The sequence below is a fragment of the Streptomyces sp. NPDC002573 genome, from assembly GCF_042889625.1.
Lineage (GTDB): Bacteria > Actinomycetota > Actinomycetes > Streptomycetales > Streptomycetaceae > Streptomyces > Streptomyces gibsoniae.
On sequence record NZ_JBIARC010000061.1, the window covers coordinates 20261 to 45273 of the forward strand.

The 25013-nt window shown below is 69.6% G+C and carries 23 protein-coding genes and 2 pseudogenes; 13 read left to right on the plus strand and 12 right to left on the minus strand.

Features of this window, described 5'->3' with window-relative positions; all coding sequences use genetic code 11:
* Positions 1 to 1275, minus strand: a complete 1275-nt coding sequence (locus ACFYX0_RS36795; protein WP_388977364.1) for a molybdopterin-dependent oxidoreductase — start codon at positions 1273 to 1275, stop codon at positions 1 to 3.
* 373 nt (positions 1276 to 1648) lie between these two features.
* Between ACFYX0_RS36795 and ACFYX0_RS36800 the strand changes: the two genes are divergently transcribed.
* On the plus strand, positions 1649 to 2101 hold the full coding sequence (locus tag ACFYX0_RS36800; protein ID WP_388977367.1) for a GtrA family protein: 453 nt from the start codon (positions 1649 to 1651) through the stop codon (positions 2099 to 2101).
* 36 nt (positions 2102 to 2137) lie between these two features.
* Here the strand turns inward: ACFYX0_RS36800 and ACFYX0_RS36805 are convergent, their stop codons facing one another.
* Entirely contained in the window at positions 2138 to 3514 is a 1377-nt protein-coding gene (locus ACFYX0_RS36805; RefSeq protein ID WP_388977370.1) for a glycosyltransferase 87 family protein, read from the minus strand.
* Positions 3515 to 3996: 482 nt separating this feature from the next.
* Here ACFYX0_RS36805 and ACFYX0_RS36810 point away from each other — a divergent pair, with 482 nt between their 5' ends.
* Both ACFYX0_RS36810 and ACFYX0_RS36815 read left to right on the plus strand, forming a co-directional pair.
* On the plus strand, positions 3997 to 4719 hold the full coding sequence (locus ACFYX0_RS36810) for a glycosyltransferase family 2 protein (RefSeq protein ID WP_388977373.1): 723 nt from the start codon (positions 3997 to 3999) through the stop codon (positions 4717 to 4719).
* Positions 4716 to 5390 carry a DUF2064 domain-containing protein gene (locus ACFYX0_RS36815; protein ID WP_388977376.1) on the plus strand — a complete coding sequence of 225 codons (675 nt, stop codon included), beginning with the start codon at positions 4716 to 4718 and terminating at the stop codon, positions 5388 to 5390. Before ACFYX0_RS36810 ends, ACFYX0_RS36815 begins: the two co-directional genes overlap by 4 nt.
* 110 nt (positions 5391 to 5500) lie before the next feature.
* Here ACFYX0_RS36815 and ACFYX0_RS36820 read toward each other — a convergent pair whose 3' ends face one another.
* The 3 genes from ACFYX0_RS36820 to ACFYX0_RS36830 are packed head-to-tail and all read right to left on the minus strand — an operon-like array spanning position 5501 to position 7055.
* The gene (locus tag ACFYX0_RS36820; protein ID WP_355913971.1) at positions 5501 to 5923 is read right to left on the minus strand and encodes an arsenate reductase ArsC; all 423 of its coding nucleotides are present in this window, start codon (positions 5921 to 5923) and stop codon (positions 5501 to 5503) included.
* 26 nt (positions 5924 to 5949) lie between these two features.
* Positions 5950 to 6687 (minus strand): aquaporin, encoded by a 738-nt coding sequence (locus ACFYX0_RS36825; RefSeq protein ID WP_388977378.1) that lies wholly within the window; start codon positions 6685 to 6687, stop codon positions 5950 to 5952.
* A complete protein-coding gene (locus ACFYX0_RS36830) occupies positions 6684 to 7055 on the minus strand; it encodes an ArsR/SmtB family transcription factor (protein WP_388977381.1) in 372 nt (123 codons plus the stop codon). Before ACFYX0_RS36830 ends, ACFYX0_RS36825 begins: the two co-directional genes overlap by 4 nt.
* A 105-nt stretch (positions 7056 to 7160) precedes the next feature.
* On the opposite strand from ACFYX0_RS36830, the gene arsM reads away from it, so the two are divergent.
* From arsM to ACFYX0_RS36845, 3 genes are all read left to right on the plus strand, one after another.
* The gene (arsM, locus tag ACFYX0_RS36835) at positions 7161 to 7940 is read left to right on the plus strand and encodes an arsenite methyltransferase (protein ID WP_388977384.1); all 780 of its coding nucleotides are present in this window, start codon (positions 7161 to 7163) and stop codon (positions 7938 to 7940) included.
* Positions 7941 to 8526: 586 nt separating this feature from the next.
* Complete coding sequence (locus ACFYX0_RS36840; protein WP_388977387.1) at positions 8527 to 9840, plus strand: PP2C family protein-serine/threonine phosphatase; 1314 nt, start codon at positions 8527 to 8529, stop codon at positions 9838 to 9840.
* Between the two features lie 832 nt (positions 9841 to 10672).
* Positions 10673 to 11236 carry a LuxR C-terminal-related transcriptional regulator gene (locus ACFYX0_RS36845; protein ID WP_388977390.1) on the plus strand — a complete coding sequence of 188 codons (564 nt, stop codon included), beginning with the start codon at positions 10673 to 10675 and terminating at the stop codon, positions 11234 to 11236.
* Between the two features lie 625 nt (positions 11237 to 11861).
* Here the strand turns inward: ACFYX0_RS36845 and ACFYX0_RS36850 are convergent.
* The gene (locus ACFYX0_RS36850) at positions 11862 to 12731 is read right to left on the minus strand and encodes a hypothetical protein (RefSeq protein ID WP_388977393.1); all 870 of its coding nucleotides are present in this window, start codon (positions 12729 to 12731) and stop codon (positions 11862 to 11864) included.
* Positions 12732 to 12811: 80 nt separating this feature from the next.
* Between ACFYX0_RS36850 and ACFYX0_RS36855 the strand changes: the two genes are divergently transcribed.
* From ACFYX0_RS36855 to ACFYX0_RS36865, 3 genes and pseudogenes are all read left to right on the plus strand, one after another.
* Entirely contained in the window at positions 12812 to 13165 is a 354-nt protein-coding gene (locus ACFYX0_RS36855) for a hypothetical protein (protein ID WP_388977396.1), read from the plus strand.
* Positions 13162 to 13791, plus strand: a complete 630-nt coding sequence (locus ACFYX0_RS36860) for a recombinase family protein (protein WP_388977399.1) — start codon at positions 13162 to 13164, stop codon at positions 13789 to 13791. Before ACFYX0_RS36855 ends, ACFYX0_RS36860 begins: the two co-directional genes overlap by 4 nt.
* Before the next feature lie 140 nt (positions 13792 to 13931).
* A pseudogene (locus ACFYX0_RS36865) lies at positions 13932 to 14279 on the plus strand (arsenic resistance protein); the annotation flags it as partial.
* A 30-nt stretch (positions 14280 to 14309) separates the two neighbouring features.
* Here ACFYX0_RS36865 and ACFYX0_RS36870 read toward each other — a convergent pair.
* Both ACFYX0_RS36870 and ACFYX0_RS36875 read right to left on the minus strand, forming a co-directional pair.
* Positions 14310 to 15095 carry a hypothetical protein gene (locus tag ACFYX0_RS36870; protein WP_388977401.1) on the minus strand — a complete coding sequence of 262 codons (786 nt, stop codon included), beginning with the start codon at positions 15093 to 15095 and terminating at the stop codon, positions 14310 to 14312.
* Positions 15096 to 15450: 355 nt separating this feature from the next.
* Positions 15451 to 16026 (minus strand): TerD family protein, encoded by a 576-nt coding sequence (locus ACFYX0_RS36875; protein WP_388977404.1) that lies wholly within the window; start codon positions 16024 to 16026, stop codon positions 15451 to 15453.
* A gap of 151 nt (positions 16027 to 16177) precedes the next feature.
* Between ACFYX0_RS36875 and ACFYX0_RS36880 the strand changes: the two genes are divergently transcribed.
* The gene (locus ACFYX0_RS36880; protein ID WP_388977407.1) at positions 16178 to 16609 is read left to right on the plus strand and encodes a Sec-independent protein translocase subunit TatB; all 432 of its coding nucleotides are present in this window, start codon (positions 16178 to 16180) and stop codon (positions 16607 to 16609) included.
* A 170-nt stretch (positions 16610 to 16779) separates the two neighbouring features.
* Here ACFYX0_RS36880 and ACFYX0_RS36885 read toward each other — a convergent pair whose 3' ends face one another.
* The gene (locus tag ACFYX0_RS36885) at positions 16780 to 17070 is read right to left on the minus strand and encodes a twin-arginine translocase TatA/TatE family subunit (RefSeq protein ID WP_388977410.1); all 291 of its coding nucleotides are present in this window, start codon (positions 17068 to 17070) and stop codon (positions 16780 to 16782) included.
* 139 nt (positions 17071 to 17209) lie between these two features.
* On the opposite strand from ACFYX0_RS36885, the gene ACFYX0_RS36890 reads away from it, so the two are divergent.
* Positions 17210 to 18727, plus strand: coding sequence for an LCP family protein (locus ACFYX0_RS36890; RefSeq protein ID WP_388977413.1), 1518 nt, complete (start codon positions 17210 to 17212; stop codon positions 18725 to 18727).
* A 284-nt stretch (positions 18728 to 19011) separates the two neighbouring features.
* On the opposite strand, the gene ACFYX0_RS36895 is transcribed toward ACFYX0_RS36890, so the two are convergent.
* Positions 19012 to 19362, minus strand: coding sequence for an ArsR/SmtB family transcription factor (locus ACFYX0_RS36895; protein ID WP_388977416.1), 351 nt, complete (start codon positions 19360 to 19362; stop codon positions 19012 to 19014).
* Between the two features lie 447 nt (positions 19363 to 19809).
* On the opposite strand from ACFYX0_RS36895, the gene ACFYX0_RS36900 reads away from it, so the two are divergent.
* Positions 19810 to 21522 (plus strand): LCP family protein, encoded by a 1713-nt coding sequence (locus ACFYX0_RS36900; protein WP_388977419.1) that lies wholly within the window; start codon positions 19810 to 19812, stop codon positions 21520 to 21522.
* Positions 21523 to 21714: 192 nt separating this feature from the next.
* Here ACFYX0_RS36900 and ACFYX0_RS36905 read toward each other — a convergent pair whose 3' ends face one another.
* Entirely contained in the window at positions 21715 to 22671 is a 957-nt protein-coding gene (locus ACFYX0_RS36905) for a heavy metal transporter (RefSeq protein ID WP_388977422.1), read from the minus strand.
* Positions 22672 to 22797: 126 nt separating this feature from the next.
* Between ACFYX0_RS36905 and ACFYX0_RS36910 the strand changes: the two genes are divergently transcribed.
* On the plus strand, positions 22798 to 24225 hold the full coding sequence (locus ACFYX0_RS36910; RefSeq protein ID WP_388977425.1) for an FtsW/RodA/SpoVE family cell cycle protein: 1428 nt from the start codon (positions 22798 to 22800) through the stop codon (positions 24223 to 24225).
* A gap of 239 nt (positions 24226 to 24464) precedes the next feature.
* On the opposite strand, the pseudogene ACFYX0_RS36915 reads toward ACFYX0_RS36910, so the two are convergent.
* Positions 24465 to 25013: pseudogene (locus tag ACFYX0_RS36915) on the minus strand (hypothetical protein); the annotation flags it as partial.

Sequence of the window (25013 nt, forward strand, 5' to 3'; positions counted from 1 at the left end):
TCACGTCCTGAAGGTGAGCCGGTGTACCCACTTGGTGTTGTTCACGCCGGGGTTGGCCGGGACGATGACGCGGGCCGGATAGCCGTGGTCGAGCGAGAGGTCCGCGCCGTTGACGTGCAGCGCGAGCAGCGATCTGGGGTCGTGGATCTGGTTGCCCCGCAGCAGCACCGAGCTGTAGGGGCCGGGTGGTTGGACGGACTCCACCAGGACGCTTCCGGCCCCTGGGATGCCTGCCGCGGCGGCGAGGTCGGTCAGCCGAAGACCGCTCCAGTGCTGGTCGGGGGTGGACCATCCCTCCACGCAGGCGATCGGCAGTGCGGCGGAATGCTGGGGCATCGCGAGAAGCTGTGCGCGGGTGAACACGAGCGTCGGACCGGAGCCGTGGATCTCCAGCCGCCAGTCGGGGCCGACGTGCGCGGGGGTGACGCCGACGGAAGCGGCCGTCTTGTTGATCTGGAAGGCGTTCGGGCCGCTGCCCGGAGTACGGTTGTGCGGCGCGAGAAGAGCGGTGTTGCGCAGCCACCCGCCGATGCTCTGTCCCGCGGTGACCATCAGGAGGAGCAGCGATCCGCTCCCCACCAGGGCGAGTGCGCCACGCCGGGTCATCGTCGGCGGCGCGGGAGCGACCGGGACCAGGCCGTCGGGATCGGGGGGCTCGGGCCGGGTGTGAGCGAGGTCGGTGCGCAGTTCCGTGGCCAGGCTCCGGGAGCGCAGGGCGCGGGTCATCCGGCCGAGTCTGAGGCTCACATGGACGACGAACGCGGCGATGAACACCCAGGCGCCGTAGAAGTGCAGGGTGTAGAAGGAGCCGGGAAAGACGTAGAAAAGCTGGATGTTGATGATGCCGGTGACGAATTCGAAGATCACCCCGCCGACCAGCATGAGCAGGGACAACCGCTCCAGTCCGTGGGCGACGGAGCGGACCGGCAGCCACTCGAACAGCTTCGGGATCACTGACCACAACTTGGCCAGCAGTACGGGCACCAGGACGACGCCGAGCGTCACGTGCACGCCCTGGGTCAGCCGGTACAGCCAGTACGGATGTGTGGGCCAGTCGAAGAGGTAGAAACCCAGCAGGCCCTTGTCCGGGGTCTGGTCGTTGATGCGGCCGAGTCCCGGGTTGTAGGAGGCGTAGGAGAGCATTCCGGTGACGAAGAGCAGCGGGATGCCGATCAGCAGCACCAGGCCGAACACGGACGTCAGCCAGGGTCCGCGGATGGGACTGCGCCAGAAGCCGGGACGGAACGGCCCCGGGGGCGGAGGAGTCTGCTCCACCCGCCGCACGAGGGCCCGGGTACGAGCGGCCCCCTTGGCCACTCGCGCCGCCGCGGCAGCGCGAACGCGTTCGAGGCGTCCCGGCGCATGTTCCTCGTCCGATGTCGGCCGTTGCGGCCCGCCGGACCCCGGGGCCGGCGGCCGTCCGCCACTGCCCATCGGCCGCCTCCTCTGTCCCGGGCCAACTCTCAAAGGGGTGGTGGATCGAACCCCACGGCGCCGTCGTTGCCTGTCAAGTCGTCAGCTACAAACTGGCACAGATCGGATCGGCTTTCCGTGTCTGGCGTGCATGCGGGTGTCCGTCGACAGCCGAACGGTTGAATCGGCACTCCGTACGGCTCTTCGGGTCGCACGGTGGCCTCATGATGGTGAGGTGCGACGCCTCGGCGCACGGCACAAAGCACGGCGCGGCGCCTCCATCCGGCCCGGCCGCACCGCGCTGACCAGGGAGGCGTTCTCGTTCGTCGCGATCGGCGTCGCCTCCATGGTGGCCCAGGCCTTGCTGTACTGGGTTCTGCGCCACTGGTCGCCGCCCGTCCTGGCCAATTTTGCCTCCCTTCTCGTCGTCACCGTCCTCAACACGGAGGCCAACCGCCGGCTGACCTTTCGCGGGTCCGCGGTCCGGGTCCTCGAGGCGCATCTGGCCGCGGGTGGCTTGTTCGTCCTGGCGTATCTGGTCACCTCAGGAGCTGTGCTGCTCTTCCGTCACTACCGGCCCACCGCCTCACCAGCGGCGGAGACCCTGGTGCTCGTACCGAGCTTCGCCCTGGTGACCGTGGTGCGCTTCACCGTCTTGCGGATGGTCGTCTTCAGGCGCTGCCGGTGATTCTCTTGGCGCCCGATGTGGCCCAGACGCCTGCCCTCACGCACCGTCCCGCCGCCCGTCTCCGCCGCCACGCGCCCGTGCCCGGACGAGTACACCGGCGAGCACCGTCACGGCGGCCGTCCCGTACGCGGCAGCCTCAACGCCATGCCACCGCAGTGCGTCCGCGACATACAGCACGGTGCTCGCGGCAGCGACGGCGAGCCACTCCCATGGGCCACCCATCGCCACGAGGGCCACGACGAGCAGCGCATACCAGTAGTACGCGGGCGAGGCGAGCAGCAGCGCAGTGCCCGTTACCAGCAGCGATCCGTGCCACGGCCGCTCAGGATCGCCGCGCCGCAGGACGTACCAGGCGCTGAGCGCCACCAGTGCGACAGCGGCCGGACCGGCCGACGCGTCCGGTAGCACCAGCCGCAGCAGCGCGAACCGGCCGACGTCACCTGGCTCGTACCCCTCCTCTCTCAGATAGCCGGGGAGATAACCCAGGACCGCGGAACGGGACGCCAGCAGATACGGGAGATAGACGAGCGCCACGACACCGACGGCGGCGAGCGGCACGCTCGCTGTCTCTCGCCCCCGGGCACGCGGGCCACGTCCGGGGGCCAGCACCCCCGACAGCGCACCGGGGAGGGCGAGCACCGGCAGCAGCTTGACGGCGATCGCCGCCCCGAGCAGCGCTCCACGGCGTGCTCCCGCAGCCGTGCCGAGCGCGGCCACCGTGAACAGCACTCCGAGAGTGTCCACATGGGCGTCGTCGACCGCGGCGAACGGCACCGCCGGACACCATGCCCACAGCGCCACCCGCCGCAAGTCACCACCCGTACGCCGCTGCACCAGCAGCAGCGCCACCGTCGTGACGACGGCGAGCACCGCACCGGCGAGTTGCAGTGGCTTGTGCCGCCCGTCTGCCGGGGAGACGGCGTGCACCAGCAGGAACCACCCCTCGGCCACGGGCGGATAGATGGTGCGTTCGGACGGCCTGTTGATGTGCGTGAACACACCCGCCGCTGAGTGGAGGTCCCACCTGCGGCACGCGGTCCCGGCGGGGAAGAGCCACGGATCACGCAGCCGGGCAAGCTGCGGCGCGACCGGCGGGTAGGCGTACGGGGAGACTCCCGCGGCCTGCACGCGACCGTCCCACACGTAGCGGTACATGTCGTCGCTGGTGCGCGGCGGAGCCGAGAGCGCCGCCGCGCACAGGGCGATCCCACCGGCCAGGATCAGTGCCACGGCGGTGCCCACCGGCACGCGGCGCACGGTCCACGCCGCTCCGGCGAACAGCATCCACGCGGCGGCATACCAGTACAGCAGCGCAGCCGGATGGCCGAGATCACCGCCTAGCCGGACCGTCGCGGCGACGACGGCGACGAGGGCGGCGAGCAGCGCCGTGGCGCAGAGCGTGCGTACTCCCACACCCGCCACAGTGGCAGCCGCGAACACGCCGGACGGCCTCGCGGCGCCGCGTGTCGGATCCGGCCGTAGCCGAAGGTTTGCTGGTCCTTGTCACAGGAGGGGCTGGGTCCGTCGGCCCACACGCCGTCGGTGCGCTGGTCGAGGCCGGACATGAGGTGCGCGTGCTGGACGCGCTCCGGCCTGCGGCGCACGGCGCGGCGGCCTTCCCACCCTCACGGGCCCTGACATCGCGTTCGCTGACGGCATGCGGGAGTTCGCGAAAACCCCCTGCGAGACCGGGGATCGGTGCCTCGGTAAGGCGCGCGCGGAAGATGGCCTCGAACCTGCGGCCGCCGGAACCGTTGCGGCCCGCACCGGTTCGAAGCGCCCGCCGCCCGAACCCCGCGCCGCCATTGAAGACGGCGACGCCACCCGCCCATGTCACACGGCAATGGTGGAGCGCGTCAGGTGACCCGGGTGTATCACCCGGTTTCCCTCCATATATGGAAGTCCGTACGCTGAAAAGCGTGACCGAGAGGCGTCGGCCCCTGGTGGACGTCGTGCTGCCATGCCTTGACGAAGCAGCCGCCCTTCCCTGGGTGCTGGAGCGGATACCGCCCGGTTGGCGCGCCGTGGTCGTCGACAACGGCTCGACAGACGGCTCCGCCGAGCTAGCCGCGTCGCTGGGCGCGCATGTCGTGGCCGAACCGGAGCGCGGCTTCGGCGCCGCCTGCGCGGCCGGGCTGCGCGCCGCCACGGCGCCCGTAGTCTGTCTCTGCGACTGCGACGCCTCCCTCGACCCGGGGCTGCTGCCGTCACTGGCCCACGCCGTCCTGGACAACGAGGCGGACCTGGTACTCGGACGGCGCAGGCCGACGACACGCCGCGCCTGGCCGGTGCACGCCCGGCTCGCCAACCGCGAGCTGGCCCGGCTGATCCGCCGTCGCACCGGCCTGCGCCTGCACGACCTAGGCCCGATGCGGGCGGCCCGCCGGGAGGCCCTGCTCGACCTGGACCTGACCGACCGCCGGTCGGGCTACCCGTTGCAGATGGTCATCCGCGCCGCCGACGCCGGATGGCGGGTGCGCGAGGTCGACGTGCCCTACTACCCGCGCGCCGGCCGTTCCAAGGTCACGGGCACCTGGCGTGGCACCTGGCACGCGGTACGCGATATGCGCGCGGTCCTCAACGAGCCGGCCCGGCGCCTGGCCGGAGCCCCCCGGTGAGCGGCCCCGTCGGGCCGACCGCGCTGCTGGTGATAGCCAAGGAGCCGCGGCCTGGACACGTCAAGACCCGGCTTACCCCGCCGTTCACCCCTGCCCAAGCCGCTGCCCTCGCGGAGGCGGCGCTCGCCGACACCCTGGAGACCGTGCTGCACTGCCCGGCCCGCCGCCGGATGCTCTTCCTGGACGGCGCGCCCGGACACTGGCTGCCGCCTGGCATCGAGGTGATCCCGCAGGCGTACGGCGGCCTGGACGAGCGGCTGGCCGCCGCCTTCGCCGCCGTAGCGGACGGCCCCGCCCTGCTGGTCGGCATGGACACCCCACAACTCACCTCGAAGCTCCTCGCCCCCGTACTGCATCCCGGCGCGTGGCGAGAGTGCGACGCGTGGTTCGGCCCGGCGGAGGACGGCGGGTTCTGGGCGCTCGGCCTGGCCGCGCCTGACCCGGCGCTGCTGCGAGGCGTTCCGATGTCCACCGCATACACCGGCGCCGCCCAGCGCGACCGACTCACCGGGGCGGGCCTTCGAGTGCGCGACCTGCCGCTGCTGCGCGATGTGGACACAGCGCCCGACGCCGCCGCGGTGGCAGCCGCAGCGCCGGGATCAAGGTTCGCCACCCTCTTGAAGCACTACTCTCGCGATCTTGTCTCATGGCACGCCAGTGAGCGTCAGTAGCCTCCCGCTTCCGAGCAGACCGCCGATACCGGCAACCTCAGACTCCCTGGCCACGAAGCTGAGTCGGTGGAGCCGTCGAGGACGTGCGCGGCAACTCGTACTGCCGGCGGTCACACGGAGGCCGGGATCCCGAGCTCGGCGAGGAGTCCGCGCACCCGCTGTTCGACGGCGTCGCGGATCGGCCGGACGGCCTCGACACCCTGGCCCGCCGGGTCGTCCAGCTGCCAGTCCAGGTACCGCTTGCCGGGGAAGACCGGGCACGCGTCGCCGCAGCCCATGGTGATCACCACGTCCGAGGACTGCACGGCCTGTGTGGTGAGGACCTTCGGCGTCTGGGCGGAGATGTCGATGCCGACCTCCTTCATCGCCTCCACGACCGCGGGATTGACGGAGTCGGCAGGCGCGGAGCCCGCCGAGCGGACCTCGACCCGGTCGCCGGCGAGACGGGTGAGGAAGGCGGCGCCCATCTGGGAGCGGCCGGCGTTGTGCACACAGACGAACAGCACGGACGGACGCGGGACGGAAGTGCTCATGGCGGGTGTCTTTCTCGGGGGTGCGGTCAGGAGGAGGCGGGTTCGGGTGCGCTGCGCGGGGCGCCGGCCTCGCGGCGGGCGGGGACGGCGTTCGTGCCGTGGACCACGGCCACGATGCCGAGCCCGAGCGCGGCGCCGACCAGTTGGGCGGTGATGAACGGGGTGACGGAGGCCGGCGCGATCCCGGCGAAGGTGTCGGTGAAGGCCCGGCCGATGGTCACCGCCGGGTTCGCGAAGGACGTCGACGACGTGAACCAGTAGGCCGCCCCGATGTAGGAGGCCACCGCGGCCGGAGCGAGTGAGGCGCGGCCGATCCGGTCGAGTCCGAAGATCAACAGGATGAGCCCGGCCGTGGCGACGACCTCGCCCATCCACACATGGCCAGCGGACCGGTCGTGGGTGGAGAACCTCACCAGCGGCTTGGCGAACATCGCGTCCGCCAGGATCGCCCCACCGATCGCGCCGGCGATCTGGGCCGGCACGTACACGGCGACGTCCCGCAGGGTGAGGCCGTCCGGAGCGCGGCGGCCGGTGAACCAGGCGGCCAGGGTGACGGCCGGGTTGAAGTGCGCGCCGGAGACCGGCCCGAGCAGGGTGATCAGCACACCCAGACCGAAAACGGTGGCGAGTGAGTTGGCGAGCAACTGCACGCCGGCGTCCTGTGACAGCACGCTGGCCTGGATGCCGGAGCCGACCACCACCGCAACCAGCAGCCCGGTTCCGATCGCCTCGGCGGTGGCGCGGCGACCGAGCGGCGCCTTCATGCGCGGGCTCCGGCGGTCTGCGGGGTGGTCAGAAATGCGGCTAGCCGGTCCAGGACGCCCGGCAGTACCCAGTAGTAGACCCAGGTCCCGCGTCGCTCGCAGTCGATGAGACCGGCCTGCCGCAGGAGCTTGAGGTGGTGGGAGATCGTCGGCTGGGACTGGTCGAACGCCGGGGTCAGCTCGCACACACAGACCTCGCCACCCTCGCGCGAGGCGATCATCGACATCAGGCGCAGCCGGACCGGGTCACCCAGGGCCTTGAACACCTTGGCCAGCTCGGCCGCGTGGTCCTCGTCCAGCGGCGCGGCGGACAGGCCCGGGCAGCAGGCGCCGTCCTGGCCGATCACCTCAAGCTCTTGTTTCGACATGCCTCTATGTTGACGTTTTTCGAATCAAGGCGCAAGGTTGCATCGATACATGTCGATGCAGGCCGTTCCGGGGCCGTCCTGTGCCCCGCCACCTGGGAGTGAGTCATGAACGAGCAGTCCACCGACCTGCGCGAGACCGTCCGTCAGCGGTACGCGACGGCGGCCGTGAAGGTCTCCGAGGGCAGCACCGCCTGCTGCGGACCCGAGCCGGTCGAGGTCGACGAGAACTTCGGCTCGACCCTGTACGCCGCCGAGGATCGCGACACGCTGCCCGTCGAGGCCGTCGCCGCCTCGCTCGGCTGCGGCAACCCCACCGCGGTCGCCGAGCTGCGCGAGGGCGAGCGCGTTCTGGACCTCGGCTCCGGCGGCGGCATCGACGTCCTGCTCTCCGCCCGCCGCGTCGGACCGACGGGCAAGGCGTACGGGCTGGACATGACCGAGGAGATGCTCGCCCTCGCGCTGGCCAACGCGGCGAAGGCGGGCGCGACGAACGTGGAGTTCCTCAAGGGCACGATCGAGGCGATCCCGCTGCCCGCGCACACGGTCGACGTGGTGATCTCCAACTGCGTGATCAACCTGTCCACGGACAAGTCGGCCGTGTTCGCCGAGACCTTCCGTGTGCTCAAGCCCGGCGGCCGCATCGGCGTCTCCGACGTCGTCGCCGACGACACGCTCACCCCTGAACAGCGCGCCGAGCGCGGCGACTACGTCGGCTGCATCGCGGGCGCGCTCTCCTTCGCCGAATACCGCGCGGGCCTGGAAGCCGCCGGGTTCACCGACGTCGAGATCACCCCGACCCACCCGGTCGCCGACGGCATGCACTCCGCGATCGTGCGCGCCACCAAGCCGTCGACCGCCGAAAGTACCCACCGGGCAGCGGAGTGAGCGACGCGTGCTGCGGCGTCAACGCCTGCTGTACGCCCGCCGAGACTTCCGTCGACCCCGCCCTCACCGTGACCGAGGCCAAGACCGCATCGGAATGCGGCTGCCGGGACTGACGCCGTCGGCGTGCTGCACGCTACGCGCTTGAAGGCGCGCCCCCTCCACAGTCCCCACAGCGATCCGGCCGCCGCGCCGCCGTCGGCCACGCCCGGGAGCGAGCGCGCCGGATCTGGATGGGGTTAGCGTGGGAGGAGTAAGCAGACCCTAGGTCCTGTCGTCAAACTGCCGTCGTCCGCCCGGAGGGCGGGCTCTGCGGCGACGTGGGGGCCCCTCCCGCTCGAGCGAAGCCGAGAGTGGGGGAGCGTGCTCTGGGGGTACCCCTGCTCGAAGAGCTTGGGGAGTGCCGGGCGGAAGCCCTCGTACTGGATGTACGTGGGGTTTCGCCCGGTGCGGCGGTGGGGGCACCGCCCGCGCGAGCGAAGTCGAGCGTGGGGGAGCGTGCATGGCGTCGCGGGGCAGGCGGGAGTTTGACGACAGGGCCTAGGGGTCGAGTGCGCCTGTCCCGGCCGGTGAGGAAGGTGTGCCCCCGATGAGCGACATGACGGCTGCGCGTGCGCGGGCGCTCGGAGACTTGATCGCGGCCAGCCATCTGATGACCTTCGAACAGGTGCCCGCGGTGGTGGCGGCGCACGCCGCGCGGGCCGGCTGGTCCGAAACGTTGATCTACCTGGCCGATCTGCAGCAGGACCGGCTGCACCTGCTCCCGGGGGAGGGCGCGGACGCCGGACAGGGCAGCACCGACCCACCGGCCGAGATGTCGGTCGAGGGCACGGTGGCGGGCCGGGCCTTCCAGCTGGGCGAGGTCTTCCCGGCGTCGGCGTCCTGCAGTGGGCAGTGGTGGGTTCCCGTGCTGGACGGAACCGAGCGCATGGGAGTGCTGCGGATCAGCCTGCCGGATGGGCAGGAGCCGGACGAGGACGTGGGCAAGCTGGCGGCACTGGTCGCACTGCTGCTGGCCAGCAAGCGCGGAACGAGTGACTCCTACGCCCGGCTGGTCCGGCGCCGCCGGATGAAGGTGGTGGCCGAGATGGAGTGGCGTCTGATGCCGCCGCGAACCTTCGCCACCGACCGGGTCCTGATCAGCGCGGTGATGGAACCGGCCTACGAGGTCAGCGGCGACGCGTTCGACTACGCTCTGGCCGATGAGACCGTGCACATGGCACTCTTCGACGCCATGGGTCATGACACGGCCGCAGGACTGACCGCGAACCTGGCGGTGGCCGGCTGCCGTAACTACCGGCGCCAGGGCGCCGACCTTCTCCGGACCGGGGCCGGCATCGAAGAGGTGCTCACAGAGCAGTTCCGCGGCGCCCGCTACGCCACCGGCATCCTGGCGCACCTGCAACTGGCCACCGGCCTGTTCACCTGGATCAGCCACGGCCACTACCCGCCGGTCATCGTCCGCGGTCGCCGCACGGTCGTGCACCTGACCTGCCCGCCTTCACCCCCCTTGGGCACGGGCCTGGACCTGCCCGCCACCGTCTGCAGAGAGCAGCTGGAACCCGGTGACCGGCTACTGCTCTACACCGACGGCATCACCGAAGCCCGCAATCCGACCGGCCAGGAATTCGGCCTTCAACGCCTGACCGACTTCCTCATCCGCCACCACACGGACGACCTGCCCGTCCCGGAGACCCTGCGCCGTCTGATCCACCACCACCTCGACTACCACCACGGACGGCTCAACGACGACGCCACGATCGTGCTGCTGGAGTGGCACGGGCCCACCCCCTACCGCCCCGAAATCCTGGAGACCCGAGTCGGTCTTCCCCCCTCCACCCTCCGCGACGAGCCCGTGATCACCACCTGGACCGGCCGACCCGCCCCTCACCGCGAGACCTGAACTACTGCCGTAGTTCCGTCTGTCGAGGGCGTGTGGCGGACCGTCTCCCGGCCTAGACTCGAAGGGGCATTCACGCGTTGTCCACGCGACCGCGGCCACAGCACGCGAGTTGAAAGGGCGTCAGCATGAGCCGTCCGCCGCTGCTGCACAGACGCTTCACAGCGTTGGCCGACTCGCTGCCCCACCTCCGGCTCGGCCGACCGCCCGCACCGGTCCGGGAGTTGACCGGTCTGACTTCCACGGTCCCGGTGTGGTGCAAGGACGAGAGCGGATACGGAGCGGGCGGCTGGGGCGGCAACAAGATCCGCAAGCTGGAGTGGATCCTGCCGGACGCCCGCCGCCAGGGGGCGCGCACCGACGGCCGCACTGGCCCGTGCGGCGGTGTTGAGTCCCGACCCGCACAACCGGGCCTGTCGACTGGTCGAGGCCGCGTTCGTGGCCGTCACCGGCGGACAACTGCAGACAGCCGAGCGTCTGCTGAAGGCAACCGAACAAGAGGAGTTGCCCATCGAGCTGGCGGTGCGCCGGACCACGACGGCCGCGCTGTTGATGTTGCATCGCTACGGCGATGCCGAGGGCGCCTACCATGCCATTCTCCCCGTGGTGGAGGCCATCGGGCCCGACGAGCGACACGATCCGGCAGTGGAGGACGCGGTCGATGTCCTGATACGGGCCTGCTTCTGGTTGGGAGGAGGACCGGAACAGTGGGAGCCCGTGCGCCAGTTTCTGGACCGGGTGTCGCCTCTGGCTCGATTGGCTTACGACGCGGCTGCCGACCCGGCCCGCCGTCCCCGACTTCCACCACGTCTTCCTGGACCTGGTCGAGACGTGCGTGCGCACCGGACGCATCGATCAGGCACGCGCCCACGTGGCCGCAGGCCAAGCGGCCCGTATCGATGCCATCTCCTCGCACCACGCGGTCATCCTGGCCGGATCGGCGCCACTGGCAGCCGACGACGAGCAAGCCGACACGCTCTTCCAGGCCGCATTGGCGGTGCCCGACGCCGACCAGTGGCCCTTCGAACTGGGCCGCATCCAACTCGCCTACGGTCAATGGCTGCGCCGCCGCTCGGACTGGACGGCCGCACGGGTTCACCTGGAGCAGGCTCAGGAGATCTTCCGCCGTCTGCAAGCTGAACCATGGGCCAAGCGCGCCTGCGAGGAGCTGCGCACCGCTGGCACGCCGCAAACAGCAGCCACGGTCCCAGGCTTGGCTTCCTTGAGCCCGCAAGAACCGCGCATCGCGGAACTGGCGGCGCAGGGCATGACGAACAAGCAGATTGGGCAACTGCTGCACGCGTCACCACGCACCATCGGCGCCCACCTGTACAAAATCTTTCCGAAACTCGGCATCACCTCACGGGTGATGCTGCGCGACTCCCTGCTCGCCCTGTGAGGGCAGGAGTAGGAGACTGGACGGACAAAGTCGCTCACCTTTGCCATGGGGTACATGAGCGATACCTGCGGTGTCTCCGTCACGCGGACGCTCGGGAAGCCGAGCCGGTGAAGCAGTGGGGCGGTTTCCAGCCTGGAGCCGTGTCGAGTGATGGCCGGCACGGTACGGCGCGCGGGGCCTGATCGCGGTGAAGCGTCGCGGTTGTAGCGACGCGGCAGACACCGGGTCTGGCTCGCGAGGGGGTGGCCTGAGGCTTGTGTCCACTGGACTTCATTGGGGCTACTGCGTCCAAGCGGCCGAGCCGACCGCCGCGCACGGGTGGCACGGTGCCGACCCGTCCCCTGACGCTGGACGGGACGATGAGTGATCGCCGAGAGGTGGGGGCCTCTCGCCTTCGGTCAGGAGTGGGTGCCGCGGCCGCAAGGTCGCCGTCCCTGCCACCCTGCGGCCGCGGCACCGGTGGACCGGTCTGCACGGGGAGTTTCTTTGACATGCAGGCCGGAACGCGTTGCAAGTCTCGCCGGATGGACCTCACCTGCGCATAGGCCACATGACCAGGCACTCGGGCGTTACGCCTAGATCATGGTGTCCGATGCTGCGTAGGTATTAGGTCCGTCGGTCTGCGCTAGCCCCTGACGAACCGCCAGGTCTTGCTGTCGAGGGCGACGCATACGCTCGGGGACATCACGATCGTGCGCAGGATGCCGGTGCGGGTGTCGTAGTCAATGCCCTCCACCTCATAGTTTCCCGTGCACCAGCTCTCCAGCGGTAGCTGACGCAGGGCCGTGACATGGCCGGTGACGTCGGTTCCGGTCAGCGGGCCCGAGAGATCGATCTGCACCAGGGGTTTGGTCATCCCGGACAGGACGCCCGCGGAGTCGTCCGAGGCGCACAAGAGGGTCGTCCAGCTGGAGAAGTCACAGCCCTGGATGTCCGCCACCGCGTGGTCGAGGTTGATCGTCGCGGCCAGTGGGAGGTTCTGGGAGGGGGAGGTGACCGGGTTCTGCCCGGGAGTGGGGAAGACCAGGAGGCGGGTCATCGTGCCCCATTCCCCGGAAACCATCCACTGGCCGCCCGGGGCGATCGCGTCGAAGGAGTTGTTGGAGGTCTCGCCGTTGGCGAGTTGATGGGTGTACTCCGCCCGGGTGCCGTCGGGCCGCTGCACCCGGAACATCTTGGCGGTCCCGGAGTCCGACTGGTAGGGCTCGATGTAATAGCCCTCCGGGGAGGCGTCCGGGTCTCCGACATGGTTCCATCCCCGGCTGCTCGTGCCGAGGGAAATGGTGCCCACGCCGGTGTACCGGTTGGGACTTCCCGCGGGGGTGTAGATGCTGGTGAGCCCCTGACTTTCCGTCAGGGGCCGGGCTCTGTCGGAGCCGACCGCCGTCCAGGTGTCCGCGGCGGCGGCCGGTTGTGGGCTCACCGCGAGGACGGTACAGGCGAGGGTGGCGCTCAGGGCGAGGAGGCGCTGCCATGACAGCTTCGGTATTCGCATGCCGAAGACCTACCGTGCGGCTCCGCAGCGCGGAGAGCCGTGTTTCGGCCTCTTTGGCACTGCACTCCGCCGGAAGGACCGTGGTCGGTGACGATCTCACCATCAACGGCAGGGTGGATGCTGGGGGTGAGCTGCATGCCGCGGGGAAGACCGTCGTCGGTGGTGACCTCGACGTCAACGGGGAATCCGTGTTCTCAGGGAAGGTGAACGCCAACGGGCACTTGTCGGTCCGAAACGGGACTGACTGGCTTGTGCACGTAAACGACGACCAGGTGGCGATCCAAGGCAACTTGAGGGTCCACGGCGCGTTTCCGCTCCGACAGCTGACGGTCAGGGTGCGACGGCCGCCCCGCAGGCCCGTGGGGTCGGCAGGGCGGCCGTCGGCAGGGGGAGCTGCGGGAGGGGTAGAGCGTGAGGACTCGACGGTGTCTTGACCGACCAGCAGCCGACCGCCTGGCAGAACCTCGTCCTGGACGAGGCCGGGATCGAGGACCCGGTCGTCTTCGAGGAGCAGGCCGGCACCTCCAGCCGACTTCGCCCGTTCCAGCGCCCGGAGTTCGGCGAGCTGCTGGCATACACACAGCGGAGCGACACCGTGCGCATCTTTGAGCTGTTCCGCCTCGTGCGCGCCACCAGCACATCCTCGACGTACTCGACGTCCTCCGCACAGGCCGCCCGCCTTGCCCTGCGTACCCACGACGGCGCGTTCGTCGCGATGGACCTCACCGCCTGCCACCCGCGCATCGGAGAGCTGCTGTCCACGCTGAAGTTCATGGGGCAGACCCTCGCGACCGCCGGCGAACTCCAGCGCGAGCTGACGTACGACGGGCTGCGGGCCACCGAGGTCAAGGGCAGCAAGGGTGGCCGCCGCCCAGCCGTCAAAGCCGAGAACACCGATGCCGTTCGCACCGCCTACCTGGACGGCCGGTCCGTCGCTGCCCCGGCCCAGCGAGCACGGCGTCAGTCGTGGCGCCGTACGCACGGGCGTTGCCGGCCTGATGCCCGAGCACGCTGCCGACGCCGGAGACATCCCGGCCCCGGAGCTGCCGGTCACCCTTGACATGCCGGGCAAGGTCGCAGACTTCCTGAGCATGGCTGAGCTGGGCGATGCGGTGTCCCACCAGGCCATCGTCACCAACTGGAGCACCGCCCTGTGCAAGCTGGGCCGGATCTGACCGGCCCGGGTGGGCGCCGATGCGGCCGAGGGTTGTCGCGGCGATGTTCACGTTTCTGACAGCGGACCAGGTCGTCCGGTCGGAGTCCTGCTGGTCTTGCTGTGCCCGTGCGTGGACTACGTGATCGTCTTCGCTCGCTGGCTGGCGGCGCAAACCATCGCCTGCTGGCGGTACCCCGCTCCTGCTGGTGGCGCAGATGCTGCTGCCGGGTTTCCTGCACCTGTTCATGGGCTCCGACCTGACCGAATTCGTCGAGATCGGCCAGGCCGTGGAAGTCCTCGCCTTCCTGATCCTCATCCCCTTCGTGCCGGCTTCGGCCGTACAGGCGTGGGCCGTGAGCCACCAAGCTGATCAGAAGGCCGCCGGCGCTGCTCGGGACGTGCTGTAGCTCAACCTGCCGGGGTCACTGGAGGACCCCGACCGCGCGTGAGATGATCAGTGCCAGGGTCAGCAGCGAGATCGTGGACTGTATGGACATCAGCAACTTCGCCCAGCGGGACAGCGGCATCGTGTCGGTGGGACTGAAGGCGGTGGCGTTCGTGAGGGCGACATAGAGGTAGTCCATGTATTGCGGCTCCCAGTCCTCGGGCGCGATGCCCTCCTGTTGCATCTGGGGAAAGAGGAAGTCCGGGTGCTGGTGCGTGCCCAGGGCCCGGGCCACCGGGCCGCCCCGGTCCCACTCCCAGTACCAGAGGCTGAATGCGATCACATTGGTCAGCCAGATGCCGCCGCCGGTCGTCAGCAGGGCCGCCGCGTTGGAGCCCTCGGTGCCGTGCAGCAGATCCCGTACCAATATGACGGCCGACCAGCCGTTGGCGAGGCTGACCGCGGCGGCAAGCAGTAGGCCCAGTACGCGTAGTGGACGCGAGCGGTACTCGATCCGCCGGTGCGGATGGGCCACCCACAGCGCCGCCATCATGACCAGTTCCAGGGCGGGCAGCAGCCAGTGCGGGTGGATGCTGAGCCGTTCCGGCAGCGCCCACTGCACCCAGACGGCGACCAGCAGCGCTGCCATTACGGCCCAGCGTTGCTCGCCTCGGGTGCGTCGCTGCCACGCGGGACGCTCGGACTCGGCCGCCTGATCGACCGGCACGAGCAGGCCCTCGATCCGTTCCAGGCGGACATGCAACAGCTCAGTCCAGTGCTCGGGGCCGGGACGCTGCGGGGTCGGGGTGTCATGGGCAGTCATGGGCCCATTCTCGACAGATGCTTGCCGCATTGCGCAACTTTGCAGCCATTTTCACCGCCCGGGAACCAGAAGCGGCACGCACGCTCGTGTCAGTTGCCTGGCAGCAGGCAGGGTTCTCTGCGCCGTCGCAGTCAGCAGCACCACACTGGCGGGGTCGCCGTTCACCACATCCACCCGATACTCGCGCCGGGGTGCGTCGGCCGTCCTGTGGGGCACTGCCTGCCTGTCCCGCCGCAGGCCGACCAAGTGGGCGGATCGGCCGGAGACACAACGACCGGCCGCCGCACCGTGACGAACTTCTCGGCAGTAGCCATCGGAGCAGGATGCTCAGGGCATCCCTGGCAGTTGCTTCCCCTCAGACGTTGACTCCGAAGTCGGTCGCGATCCCGCGCAGGCCGGAGGCGTAGCCCTGGCCGACCGCGCGGAACTTCCATTCGCCGTCGTACCGGTACAGCTCACCGAAGACCATCGCGGTTTCGGTGGAGGCATCCTCGGACAGGTCGTAGCGAGCGATCTCCTGGCCGCCCGCTTGGTTGACCACCCGGATGTAGGCGTTGCCCACCTGGCCGAAGCTCTGCCCGCGCACGTCCGCCTCGTGGATGGAGACCGGGAAGACGATCCTGTCAACGTCGGCGGGTACGACGGCGAGGTTGACCTTGATCACCTCGTCGTCGCCCTCGCCCTCACCGGTGAGGTTGTCGCCGGTGTGCTCGACCGAGCCGTCCGGGCTGTGGAGGTTGTTGTAGAAGACGAAGTGCAGGTCGGAGATCACCTTGCCGGACGCGTTGAGCAGCAGCGCGGACGCGTCCAGGTCGTAGTCCGCACCCGTGGTCGTACGTACGTCCCACCCCAGACCGATCTCCACCGCGGTCAGGCCCGGCGCTTCCTTGCTCAGTGACACGTTGCCGCCCTTGGCGAGCGAAATGCCCACGACTCGTCCTCTCAGTTCTGAACTGCCTTTACGGTCTCCGGGTCCAACGAAGACCGCCCGCGATAGTTTCGATACTTGCGCAACCTCTAAAGTGTGTCTGGCACGGGTATCGCGCCGAGCGGGCCGGCCGAGGTGAAGGCGAGGGCATCGGATGTTCCCCAACATCAGCTTTATGGATCTCCTGACGCTGGCGATCCTCGCGGTAGTGCTCTTCGGACCGGACAAGCTTCCCGAGGTCATCCAGAACGTTGTCGGGTTCCTGCGCAGGGTGCGGGAGTTCTCCGAGAGCGCCAAGCAGGAGGTCCGATCCGAACTGGGGCCGGAGTTCGAGGACTTCGAGTTCGAGGACCTGCACCCCAAGACGCTCATCCGCAAGCACGTCCTCGACGGCGACGGCCTCGGGATCGACGAGATCCGTCGCGCACTGGACCCGAGGGCGGAGCTGTCGGAAGTCAGCGACGCGGTGCTCGGTGCGGCGGACGACCGCCGGGACGCGGCACCGGCCGAGAGGCGGACACCCTTGCCGGAGGAGACGGTCGACGGACCGGACGCGCACGCCGCGTTCGACCCCGACGCCACCTGAGCAGCGACTGTCTGGCGGCTCCTGTCCGGCGGTGCACCTGTCCAGCGGTGCACCTGTCCAGCAACGCGCATGTCGGACGGTGCTCGTCTGCCGTCGCGGCTTCGGGGTGCCGGGCGAGCCGCTACGGGGTGACGCCTCCGACACGGCCGGCGCCTGACGAGTCGGGAGAATCAGCGTGTCCTGCGTCCTCGGCGGGTCGGCTGCGCCGCGGTGTCGTCGCTGGGAACGGCCCGAAGGAGGCGGCTGGCGGGCTCGGTCGAGGCGGGCGTCGCGTCCTGGATCGAAGCAGTGGTGGACCGCGCCGTGCCCCCGTCTTTCATGGCCATGGCCTCGCTCTTGAGGATGCGCATCGATCTGCCCGGCGCTCGGGTCGGGCCGGGCAGCTCCTTGGTGCCGAACAACAGGATGATGACGATCGCCACGATCAGCAGCTGCCAGGGGTCCAGCCCGTTTCGGGGCATCCGGCTCACACCCCATCTCTTCGCCGAACAGCGTCTTCTTGGGGCGGCGGCTCAGAGCAGGCAGGGCGGCGCACCCCTGGCACAGTTGCTACATTGCGCAACTGTACAACCATTAGGTGAGGCCAGTCGTCCCTTCTGTATGACGCGGATGGACGAGGACACCCGGATGACCACCACCAGGGACGGCAGAACAGCACGGGGCCGCGGGCGCAGCCCGTGGCGAATAATGCTGCTCATCGCGCTGATCGTCGTGCTGCTCGGCGCGGTGGGCCTCGGCTGGATCTACCTGAAGCTGAACAACAGCATCCACACCTTCGACGCGGGCGGCCTGTCCAAGCGACGCCCCACGGCAGGCCCGTCCCAGAGCGAGAACGTCCTGGTCATCGGATCCGACGCGCGCAACGACGGCAACAGTGCACTGGGCGGCGGCGACACGAACGACATCGGCCGTTCCGACACCGCGTTCGTGCTCCACATCTACGCCGACCACAAGCACGCCCTCGCCGTCTCCATTCCCCGTGACACCCTGGTGACCGTCCCGCCGTGCAGACTTCCGGACGGCTCCTGGACGACGACGCAGACCAGCGCCATGTTCAACTCGGCGTTCTCCGTCGGGCAGACGGACAAGGGCAATCCGGCCTGCACCCAGAACACCGTCGAACAGCTCACCGGCCTGCGTGTGGACCACACCGTGGTCGTGGACTTCAAGGGCTTCGCGGCGCTGACCGGCGTGGTCGGCGGGGTGCAGGTCTGCCTGCCGCAGGACGTCTACGAGAAGGACCTCGACCCCAACCGCGCCACCAGGGGCAACCTGCTCTTCAAGAAGGGCGAGCAGGCAGTGTCCGGACAACAGGCCCTTGACTACGTCCGCATACGGCACGGTCTCGGTGACGGCTCCGACATAGGGCGGATCAAACGGCAGCAAGCCTTCCTCTCGAGCCTCATCAAGAAGGTCAAGAGCGACGGGATCACCCCTACCCACCTGCTACCGCTGGCCGACGCCGCCACGAAGTCGCTCACTGTCGACCCCGGACTGAGTACGGCGAACAAGCTGATCTCCTTCGCCATGTCACTGAAGGACATCGACCTGCACAACACCAAGTTCGTGACCCTCCCTTGGCGGTACGTGGGCGAACGCGTCGCCGTCGTCGAGCCGGATGCCTCCCGCCTGTGGGCGGCGCTCAAGGCGGACCGCACCATCGACGGCACGGACGCCAGCGGAAAGAAGCAGCCCCAGGCCGACGCGTCCGTATCGCCCAGCCCCACCCAGAGCGTCTCGGGCGCCGGTATCAACGTCGCCGTCCACAACGGCACCACCATGAGCGGCCTCACGTCCAAGGCTGTCTCGGCACTCACGGAGCACGGCTTCACCGTCACCGGCACGGCCAGGGCGAGCAGCCAGGGCGACACCACCACTGTCATCGAGTACGGCCCCGGCCTGAAGCCACAAGCCGAGACGGTGGCCCAGCTCTTCCCCGGCGCCCAACTCGAATTCATCGGCGGGTCGGGCATCAACGTGGTCCTGGGCGCCTCATACGCGACGGGCGGTTCCTCCACCTCGGCAACCCCGACCGCGGTGCCCAGCTCGGTGACGGACGACGCCCGCTCGGCGGACGACGACCCGTGCTCCGACCTCACCTTCGGATCAGGTGGCTGACGAGGTGCTGCGCGCTCACCCCGATGGCGAAGTAGGCCGGCCTGCCGAGGCCGGCGACGGAGCTATGGATGGCGTGAAGATGCCCGCGCTGATGGTGGAGCTCACGGGGGAGGAAGCGCACCCGAGCCCGGACGAGGTGTCGGACGTACGGATCACCCGGATGACCACGCGGGATGCGCTGGGAGGCCTCCGGCGCGCCTGTGTCCCGTGCCGCAGCCGAGGCCGAATCAGGAATCTCCGTCTGGGGTCCCCTCCCCGGGCCGGGGTAGTCCCTGAGTGCTGCTTCAGAGCAACTGCCCCACCAGCGCAGGCGATGCCCCGGCACGCTGCGCGAGCTGGTCGACCATCAGCTGGACGACGAGGACGACGTCGGGGTCATCGATGTGGTAAACCTGCCGCCGGCCCTCGCGGCGAGAGCGGACCAGACCCGCGAGCTTCAGCTTCGACAGGTGCTGGCTGACCGCGGGCAGCGCCCCGCCCACGCGGTCCGCGAGCTGGCTCACGTCACTCTCGCCCTGGGCCAGCGCCCACATGATGTGCAGGCGAAGCGCCGAGGCCAGCAGCCCGAACGTGGTGGCCGCTTCCACGAACACCTCGGCGGACAGATCCTCGAAGCCATCGATGATCTGCGCCACGATCCTCTCCCGTCCGCCACGTCACAGCCACCGCACTCGCGCATGCCCAGTGTAGGCGTCAGGGGCTCACTGGACGCCTTGCGATACCAAGCTGTAGCCGGGGTCGGCCCTCGTAATAGTTGGTGACGACCGTGTCCGGTTCATCGTCATCGAATGCCTCGTTCAGCAGCGCGCCGCCGACCAGGCCCGCCGCACGCCTGACCGGGCCGGGGGGCCCACTGCGGCGACCAGGTCACCGTTGCCATTGGGGCCGTGCGGCTACGCAGCGGCACGGAGGATCTGTCACCTGTGAATCGAGGCCGGCCGAGTGAGCGGCGACGCGCATACTTGCTAGATTGCGCAATCAAGCAAGCGATGTGCTGCCCCACTTCTCCCGACGGACCGGCCGCAGAGCACTGGCCACACACCCGAGGGTCTGCTGGGACCGACCATTCGTGGGAGTGGGAGATGAGTGACCTTCGGGACGGCTCCGCCGACCGGGCCACGCGCCGCCGCACCGCCAAGGTGCCCAATCAGCGCACGGACCGACCTGTCGACGGGCGCCCGCCAGGCGGCCGGGCTGCGGCACGGGCCGCGTCCCGGTCCTCCGGCCGCGGGAACTCGCGGCGCCGCGTCCGGCCGGCGCCCCGGGGGAGGAGGGCACTGCGGATCGCCGGGGCATGCCTGGCTGTCCTGGTCCTGGTGACGGCCGGCGCGGGCTGGTGGTTCTACGAGCACCTGAACGGCAACATCAGCAGCATCGCGCTCGACGGGAAGGGCGGCAGCGAGAAGGCGGACGCCTTCGGCCGCACGCCGATCAACATCCTGGTGATGGGCTCGGACGGGCGCACCAGCGCGGCCGACTGCAAGCTGGGCGGCGGCTGCGCGAAGACGGGTGTGCAGTCCGGCAACGGGAACGCGGACGTGGAGATGGTCGTGCACATAGCCGCCGACCGCTCCAACGCCACCGTGATGAGCATCCCCCGGGACACCATGACCAACGTGCCGGCCTGCACCGACCCCACATCGAAGGAGTCCACGTCCGGCTACTACGGACAGATCAACAGCGCTCTCTCCTACGGCCCGGCCTGCCAGGTGGCCACCATCCACCAGCTCACCGGCATCCCCATCGACCACTTCGTCAAGCTCGACTTCTCCGGCGTGGTCAGCGTGTCCGACGCGGTCGGCGGCGTGGACGTGTGTGTCAGCGACAACGTCTACGACACCTACTCGCACCTGAAACTGTCCAAGGGCACCCACACCCTCAAGGGCGTCGGGGCCCTGGAGTTCGTCCGCTCCCGGCACGGCTTCGGCGACGGCAGCGACCTCGGCCGTACCATCTCCCAGCACCTCTTCCTCGGCGCGATGATCCGCAAGTTCAAGAGCGCGGGCACCCTCACGGACCCCACGAAGGTCTACGACCTCGCCGACGCGGCCACCAAGGCGCTCACCGTCGACGACGGGCTGGGCAGCGTCAGCAAGCTTGTGGGCCTGGCCTCCGACCTGGACAAGGTCCCCTCCAAGCGGATCACCTTCACCACCATGCAGACCGCCCCCGATCCCCACAACAGCGACCACGTCCTGCCGGCTGCCGGAGCGAAGTCGCTGTTCGCGAGCATCGCCAACGACCAGTCGCTGACCACCGGTTCAGGCAAGAAGTCCGCAACGGCCCCCGCCACCGCCCAAGCCGTCGACCCCTCCCGGATCGCCGTGACCATCGAGAACGGCACCACCGTCAGCGGTCGCGCCTCCCAACTGGCCACCGCTCTGACCGACAAGGGCTTCAGTCAGGGCACCACCACGGCCAACGCCCCCACCTCCACGACCACCACGCTCACCTACGGCACCGGGCAGAAAGCCGAAGCCCAGGCTGTGGCCGGCGCCCTTGGCCTGCCCTCGTCGCACCTCACGCAGGGCAGTGGCAGCGGCCTGACCCTGGTCATCGCCGGCGACTGGCCCAGCGGCACCAGCTACCCCAGCAACAACGGCAGTGCCAGCGCCTCCTCTCCGGCCCCCGCCGACACCCACGCCGCGGTCTCCAACGCCCACGCCCAGACAGCCGACCAGTCAAAGGGCTGCGCCCAGGTCAGCCCCTACAAGACCGTATCCCTCGACGGCGTCAGCATGACCCCCACCCAGGCATACGCCGCCGCCCGAGATCAGCCCGACTCCGACTCCTGAACCACACATCGCGGCGAGTGTTCATATCGCCGCTCCCGGGGCATCCGCCAGTAGGCGATCGTTCAGCGCCTGCCCCCTTTCCCTCAGGGAGGGAAAGGGGGCAGGCGCCGTGGTGGCGTCGTATGTGGCGAGGGCGGCGGCCCAGGCGGAGAAGAGCTTGGGTGTGGGCCTTTCCGCGGCGCGAGTCTGGAATTATGCAGTTACTCTCACGGCCACCGTCGAGGACTCCGCCGACGCAGGCGAGATGTGCGTCCAGCCTTGGTCCGAGGCATCGCTGCTCCACCGGCGGTTGTCGAAGGTGACCGACGTGGCGTGCAGCGCGCCGGCGTGACAGACCAGCCACAGGGCGAGGGACCAACCGGTGGCCGGCTCAGCGACCGGGTAGCTGACGCTGTCGCCGGTCGCGGGGACGGCGGTCGGCACTCTGCCGAACTCCCGCCGGACCGCTGCAACGACACCGCCACCACCTTCGTTGTCGCCTTCGTGTACGACACCCGCCGTACCGCTGCCCCGGCCCGCCCCGGCGTCGTCCGTACCGCTTCCCCCTTCGGCCCCGGCGGCATCCGCCTCGCTCGAGTCCACCGCGCTCACCGTGCACGTCAGTGCGGGCCCCTCCCGTCCCGTCAGCACGTCGGCCAGCGTCGCCGCCATGGCCTCATGTGACGCGTATGCCTCCGGGTAGCCACTGTGCTGGACATTCTGCGCGGCGACGGTGACCGGCAGGTCGACGTAGTCCGGCACCTTGACGAGCGCGTCGAAGAACTTGCCCGACGCGTAGACGGGGTCGCGGATCTGGGCGGGGCTGCCCCAGCCCTGGGACGGGCGCTGTTGGAACAGGCCGAGGGAATCCCGGTCCCCGTAGGAGAGATCGCGGAGTTTGGACTCCTGGATCGCGGTCGCCAGGGCGATGGTGACGGCCCGTTCCGGCAGACCGCGCGCGTGGGCCACGGCCGCGATGGTCGCGGCGTGGGATGCCTGGCCCAGATCGAGCGTGACGGTCGTACCGTCCGTGCCGTGCGCCGTGCATCCGTCGGACGGCGCCGAGCGGATGAACCGGACGGCGAGATAGCCCACGAGCGCGAGGACCACGCCCACGCCGATCGCCATCGGCCACAGCCTGCGGCGCCCCCACCTGCGTGCTGCCCCCACGCCGACCCTCCTCTTACCCGCCCTCGGCTACAGTTCACTTGCGTTGTTGCGCAACTATATAACTGTGCTGGCTGTGGTCCGGAGCGGGATTTCGGTGGTGGACCCGATCGAAGGAAAGGGGAAGGCATGACTGGTCGACGGGGGGCGGTGAAGCCGGCGGTGCGGCCAAACCGGCCAGGACGCCTGAGCGACCGGGGACTGGAGCTGGTCCTGCTGCTCGGCGCCATCCTCATCTGCGTGTTCGGCTATGCCGACACGGCTCTCACTCTCACCGGCAAGCTGCCGTCCGGCATAGCGGCGACATGCGCAGCCGCGGGCGTACTGCCCCTGGTGTGCCACGTCTGCGTACGCCGGTTCGCGCCGCACGCCGATCCGCTGATCCTGCCGCTGGCCACCCTGCTCAGCGGTCTCGGTCTCGTCCTCATCCACCGTCTGGACATCGCCTACGCGACGCACTACCACCACGCGACGGCCGCGGCACCGGGGCAGTTGATGTGGTGCGGCATCGCGGTGGCGGTGTTCGCCGCGACGGTGGCGCTTGTCAAGCACCACCGCAGGCTCCAGCGCTATCCGTATGTCACGATCACAGTGGGCCTGGTTCTGCTGATGGCGCCGGCTTTCTATCCCGGCGACGTCTACGGCGCCAAGCGGTGGATCTTCATAGGACCGCTGTCCTTCCAGCCGGGCGAGTTCGTGAAGATCGTCATCGTGGTCTTCTTCGCCGGGTATCTGACGATGCGCAGGGACGCCCTCGCGCTCGCCGGACGGCGTCTGATGGGTATGTACCTTCCGCGCGGGCGGCAGCTCGGCCCGGTCGCGGCCGTGTGGATGCTCAGCCTGCTCGTCCTGATCTTCGAGCGGGACCTCGGCACCTCGCTGATCTTCTTCGGCCTGTTCGTGATCATGTTGTACGTCGCCACCGAGCGGACCAGCTGGGTGGTGTTCGGCGTCGTCATGTTCGCCGTCGGCGCCTTCGTCGTCGGTTCCTTCGAACCGCACGTCCACGGTCGTGTCGTTGCCTGGCTGCACCCCATGGACATCTTCCTCCCGCCCGACCAGCGACCGCCGGGCCTGGTCTCGGACCAGGCCGCCCAGGCCCTGTTCAGCTTCGGCTCGGGCGGCATCCTCGGCGCCGGCCTCGGCGGGGGTCACCCGGAACTCATCGGCTTCGCCGGGCGCAGCGACTTCATCCTCACCACGGTCGGCGAGGAACTCGGCTTGGTCGGGGTGACGCTCGTCATCCTGTTCTACGCGCTGCTCGCCGAGCGCGGCCTGCGCACGGCCATGACCGTCACCGACCCGTTCGGCAAGCTGCTCGCCGGCGGCTTGGCCTCGGCGCTCGTTCTCCAGGTCTTCGTCGTCGTGGGCGGGGTCACCGGGCTCATCCCGCTCACCGGAAAGGCCCTGCCGTTCCTCGCCCAAGGCGGCTCGTCCATGGTCGCCAACTGGCTGCTGGTCGCCGTCCTGATCAAGGTCAGCGATACGGCCCGCCGTCCCCCGCCCCTCCCGGCCGCTGACCTCAGCGCGGCCGACACCCAGCTAGTGCGGCCGTGAACCCGCTTGCTGCACGGGCCAACTGGGCTTCGGCGACGGGTCGCATCGGTGCGACACGGCGGGCGCGCGGCCGGCACGTCAGGCCCGGATGAGCCTCCTGCGATCGAACGGGCAGTGCCCCGGCCGGGTACCCGGCCGGGGCACGGGTGGTTGTGCTGTCGGGGGCGGTGGTGGCGAGGACTACTGCTCCGGGTCCCAGGCCACCAGCTGATCGAAGATACGACGGTTGTCGCCGAGCTTCAGGGAGTCGAAAGGAATACGGCCGTGGAAGCCGAGGACCAGCTCATTGGCCGTGCCTCGGGCGGAGGCGTCGGCCGCGTGCGGCTCCTCGGCGGCGGCGGCCCTGTGCCGGGTTCGGGCAGGCGGTCCAGCCGCGCGCCGTCGTCGGAGAGCCAGTTGCGCCAGGAGCGGCCCTCGGTGGCGTGGTAATCGACAGCGGAGGGCTCGTGCGGCCAGGCGACCGTCGTCGTGCAGATGGTGGACAGGAACTCCTCGGCACCGTCGAGTGCCACCTCGTCCGGCAACGGCTGAGGAGCGCCCACGGTGAGCTGGGCATCGTAGGTGTACACCGCGATCTCCTGGAGTTGGTGGCGGGCGACGGCACCGCAGGTCTGCGGCGACTGCGACTTGCCCCACCACGTCCAGCAACCGCGGTCCGGGCCGGCCCTCCCGCAGTGCGTCCAGCAGTTCCTGGTCATGTCCCGCGGGGTGGTGTAGTCACGGCAGCTGTTTCGGTTCCGGTTGTGGGGTGATCTGCGGTTCAGGTTCGGTTGGCTTGGTGGTGAAGA

Coding starts and splice junctions, on each gene's coding strand:
- ACFYX0_RS36810 (WP_388977373.1), top strand. CDS start 3,997: ATGGAAGTCCGTACGCTGAAAAGCGTGACCGAGAGGCGTCGGCCCCTG.
- ACFYX0_RS36820 (WP_355913971.1), bottom strand. CDS start 5,923: ATGAGCACTTCCGTCCCGCGTCCGTCCGTGCTGTTCGTCTGTGTGCAC.
- ACFYX0_RS36825 (WP_388977378.1), bottom strand. CDS start 6,687: ATGAAGGCGCCGCTCGGTCGCCGCGCCACCGCCGAGGCGATCGGAACC.
- ACFYX0_RS36830 (WP_388977381.1), bottom strand. CDS start 7,055: ATGTCGAAACAAGAGCTTGAGGTGATCGGCCAGGACGGCGCCTGCTGC.
- arsM (WP_388977384.1), top strand. CDS start 7,161: ATGAACGAGCAGTCCACCGACCTGCGCGAGACCGTCCGTCAGCGGTAC.
- ACFYX0_RS36840 (WP_388977387.1), top strand. CDS start 8,527: ATGAGCGACATGACGGCTGCGCGTGCGCGGGCGCTCGGAGACTTGATC.
- ACFYX0_RS36850 (WP_388977393.1), bottom strand. CDS start 12,731: ATGCGAATACCGAAGCTGTCATGGCAGCGCCTCCTCGCCCTGAGCGCC.
- ACFYX0_RS36870 (WP_388977401.1), bottom strand. CDS start 15,095: ATGACTGCCCATGACACCCCGACCCCGCAGCGTCCCGGCCCCGAGCAC.
- ACFYX0_RS36880 (WP_388977407.1), top strand. CDS start 16,178: ATGTTCCCCAACATCAGCTTTATGGATCTCCTGACGCTGGCGATCCTC.
- ACFYX0_RS36885 (WP_388977410.1), bottom strand. CDS start 17,070: ATGCCCCGAAACGGGCTGGACCCCTGGCAGCTGCTGATCGTGGCGATC.
- ACFYX0_RS36890 (WP_388977413.1), top strand. CDS start 17,210: ATGACGCGGATGGACGAGGACACCCGGATGACCACCACCAGGGACGGC.
- ACFYX0_RS36900 (WP_388977419.1), top strand. CDS start 19,810: ATGAGTGACCTTCGGGACGGCTCCGCCGACCGGGCCACGCGCCGCCGC.
- ACFYX0_RS36910 (WP_388977425.1), top strand. CDS start 22,798: ATGACTGGTCGACGGGGGGCGGTGAAGCCGGCGGTGCGGCCAAACCGG.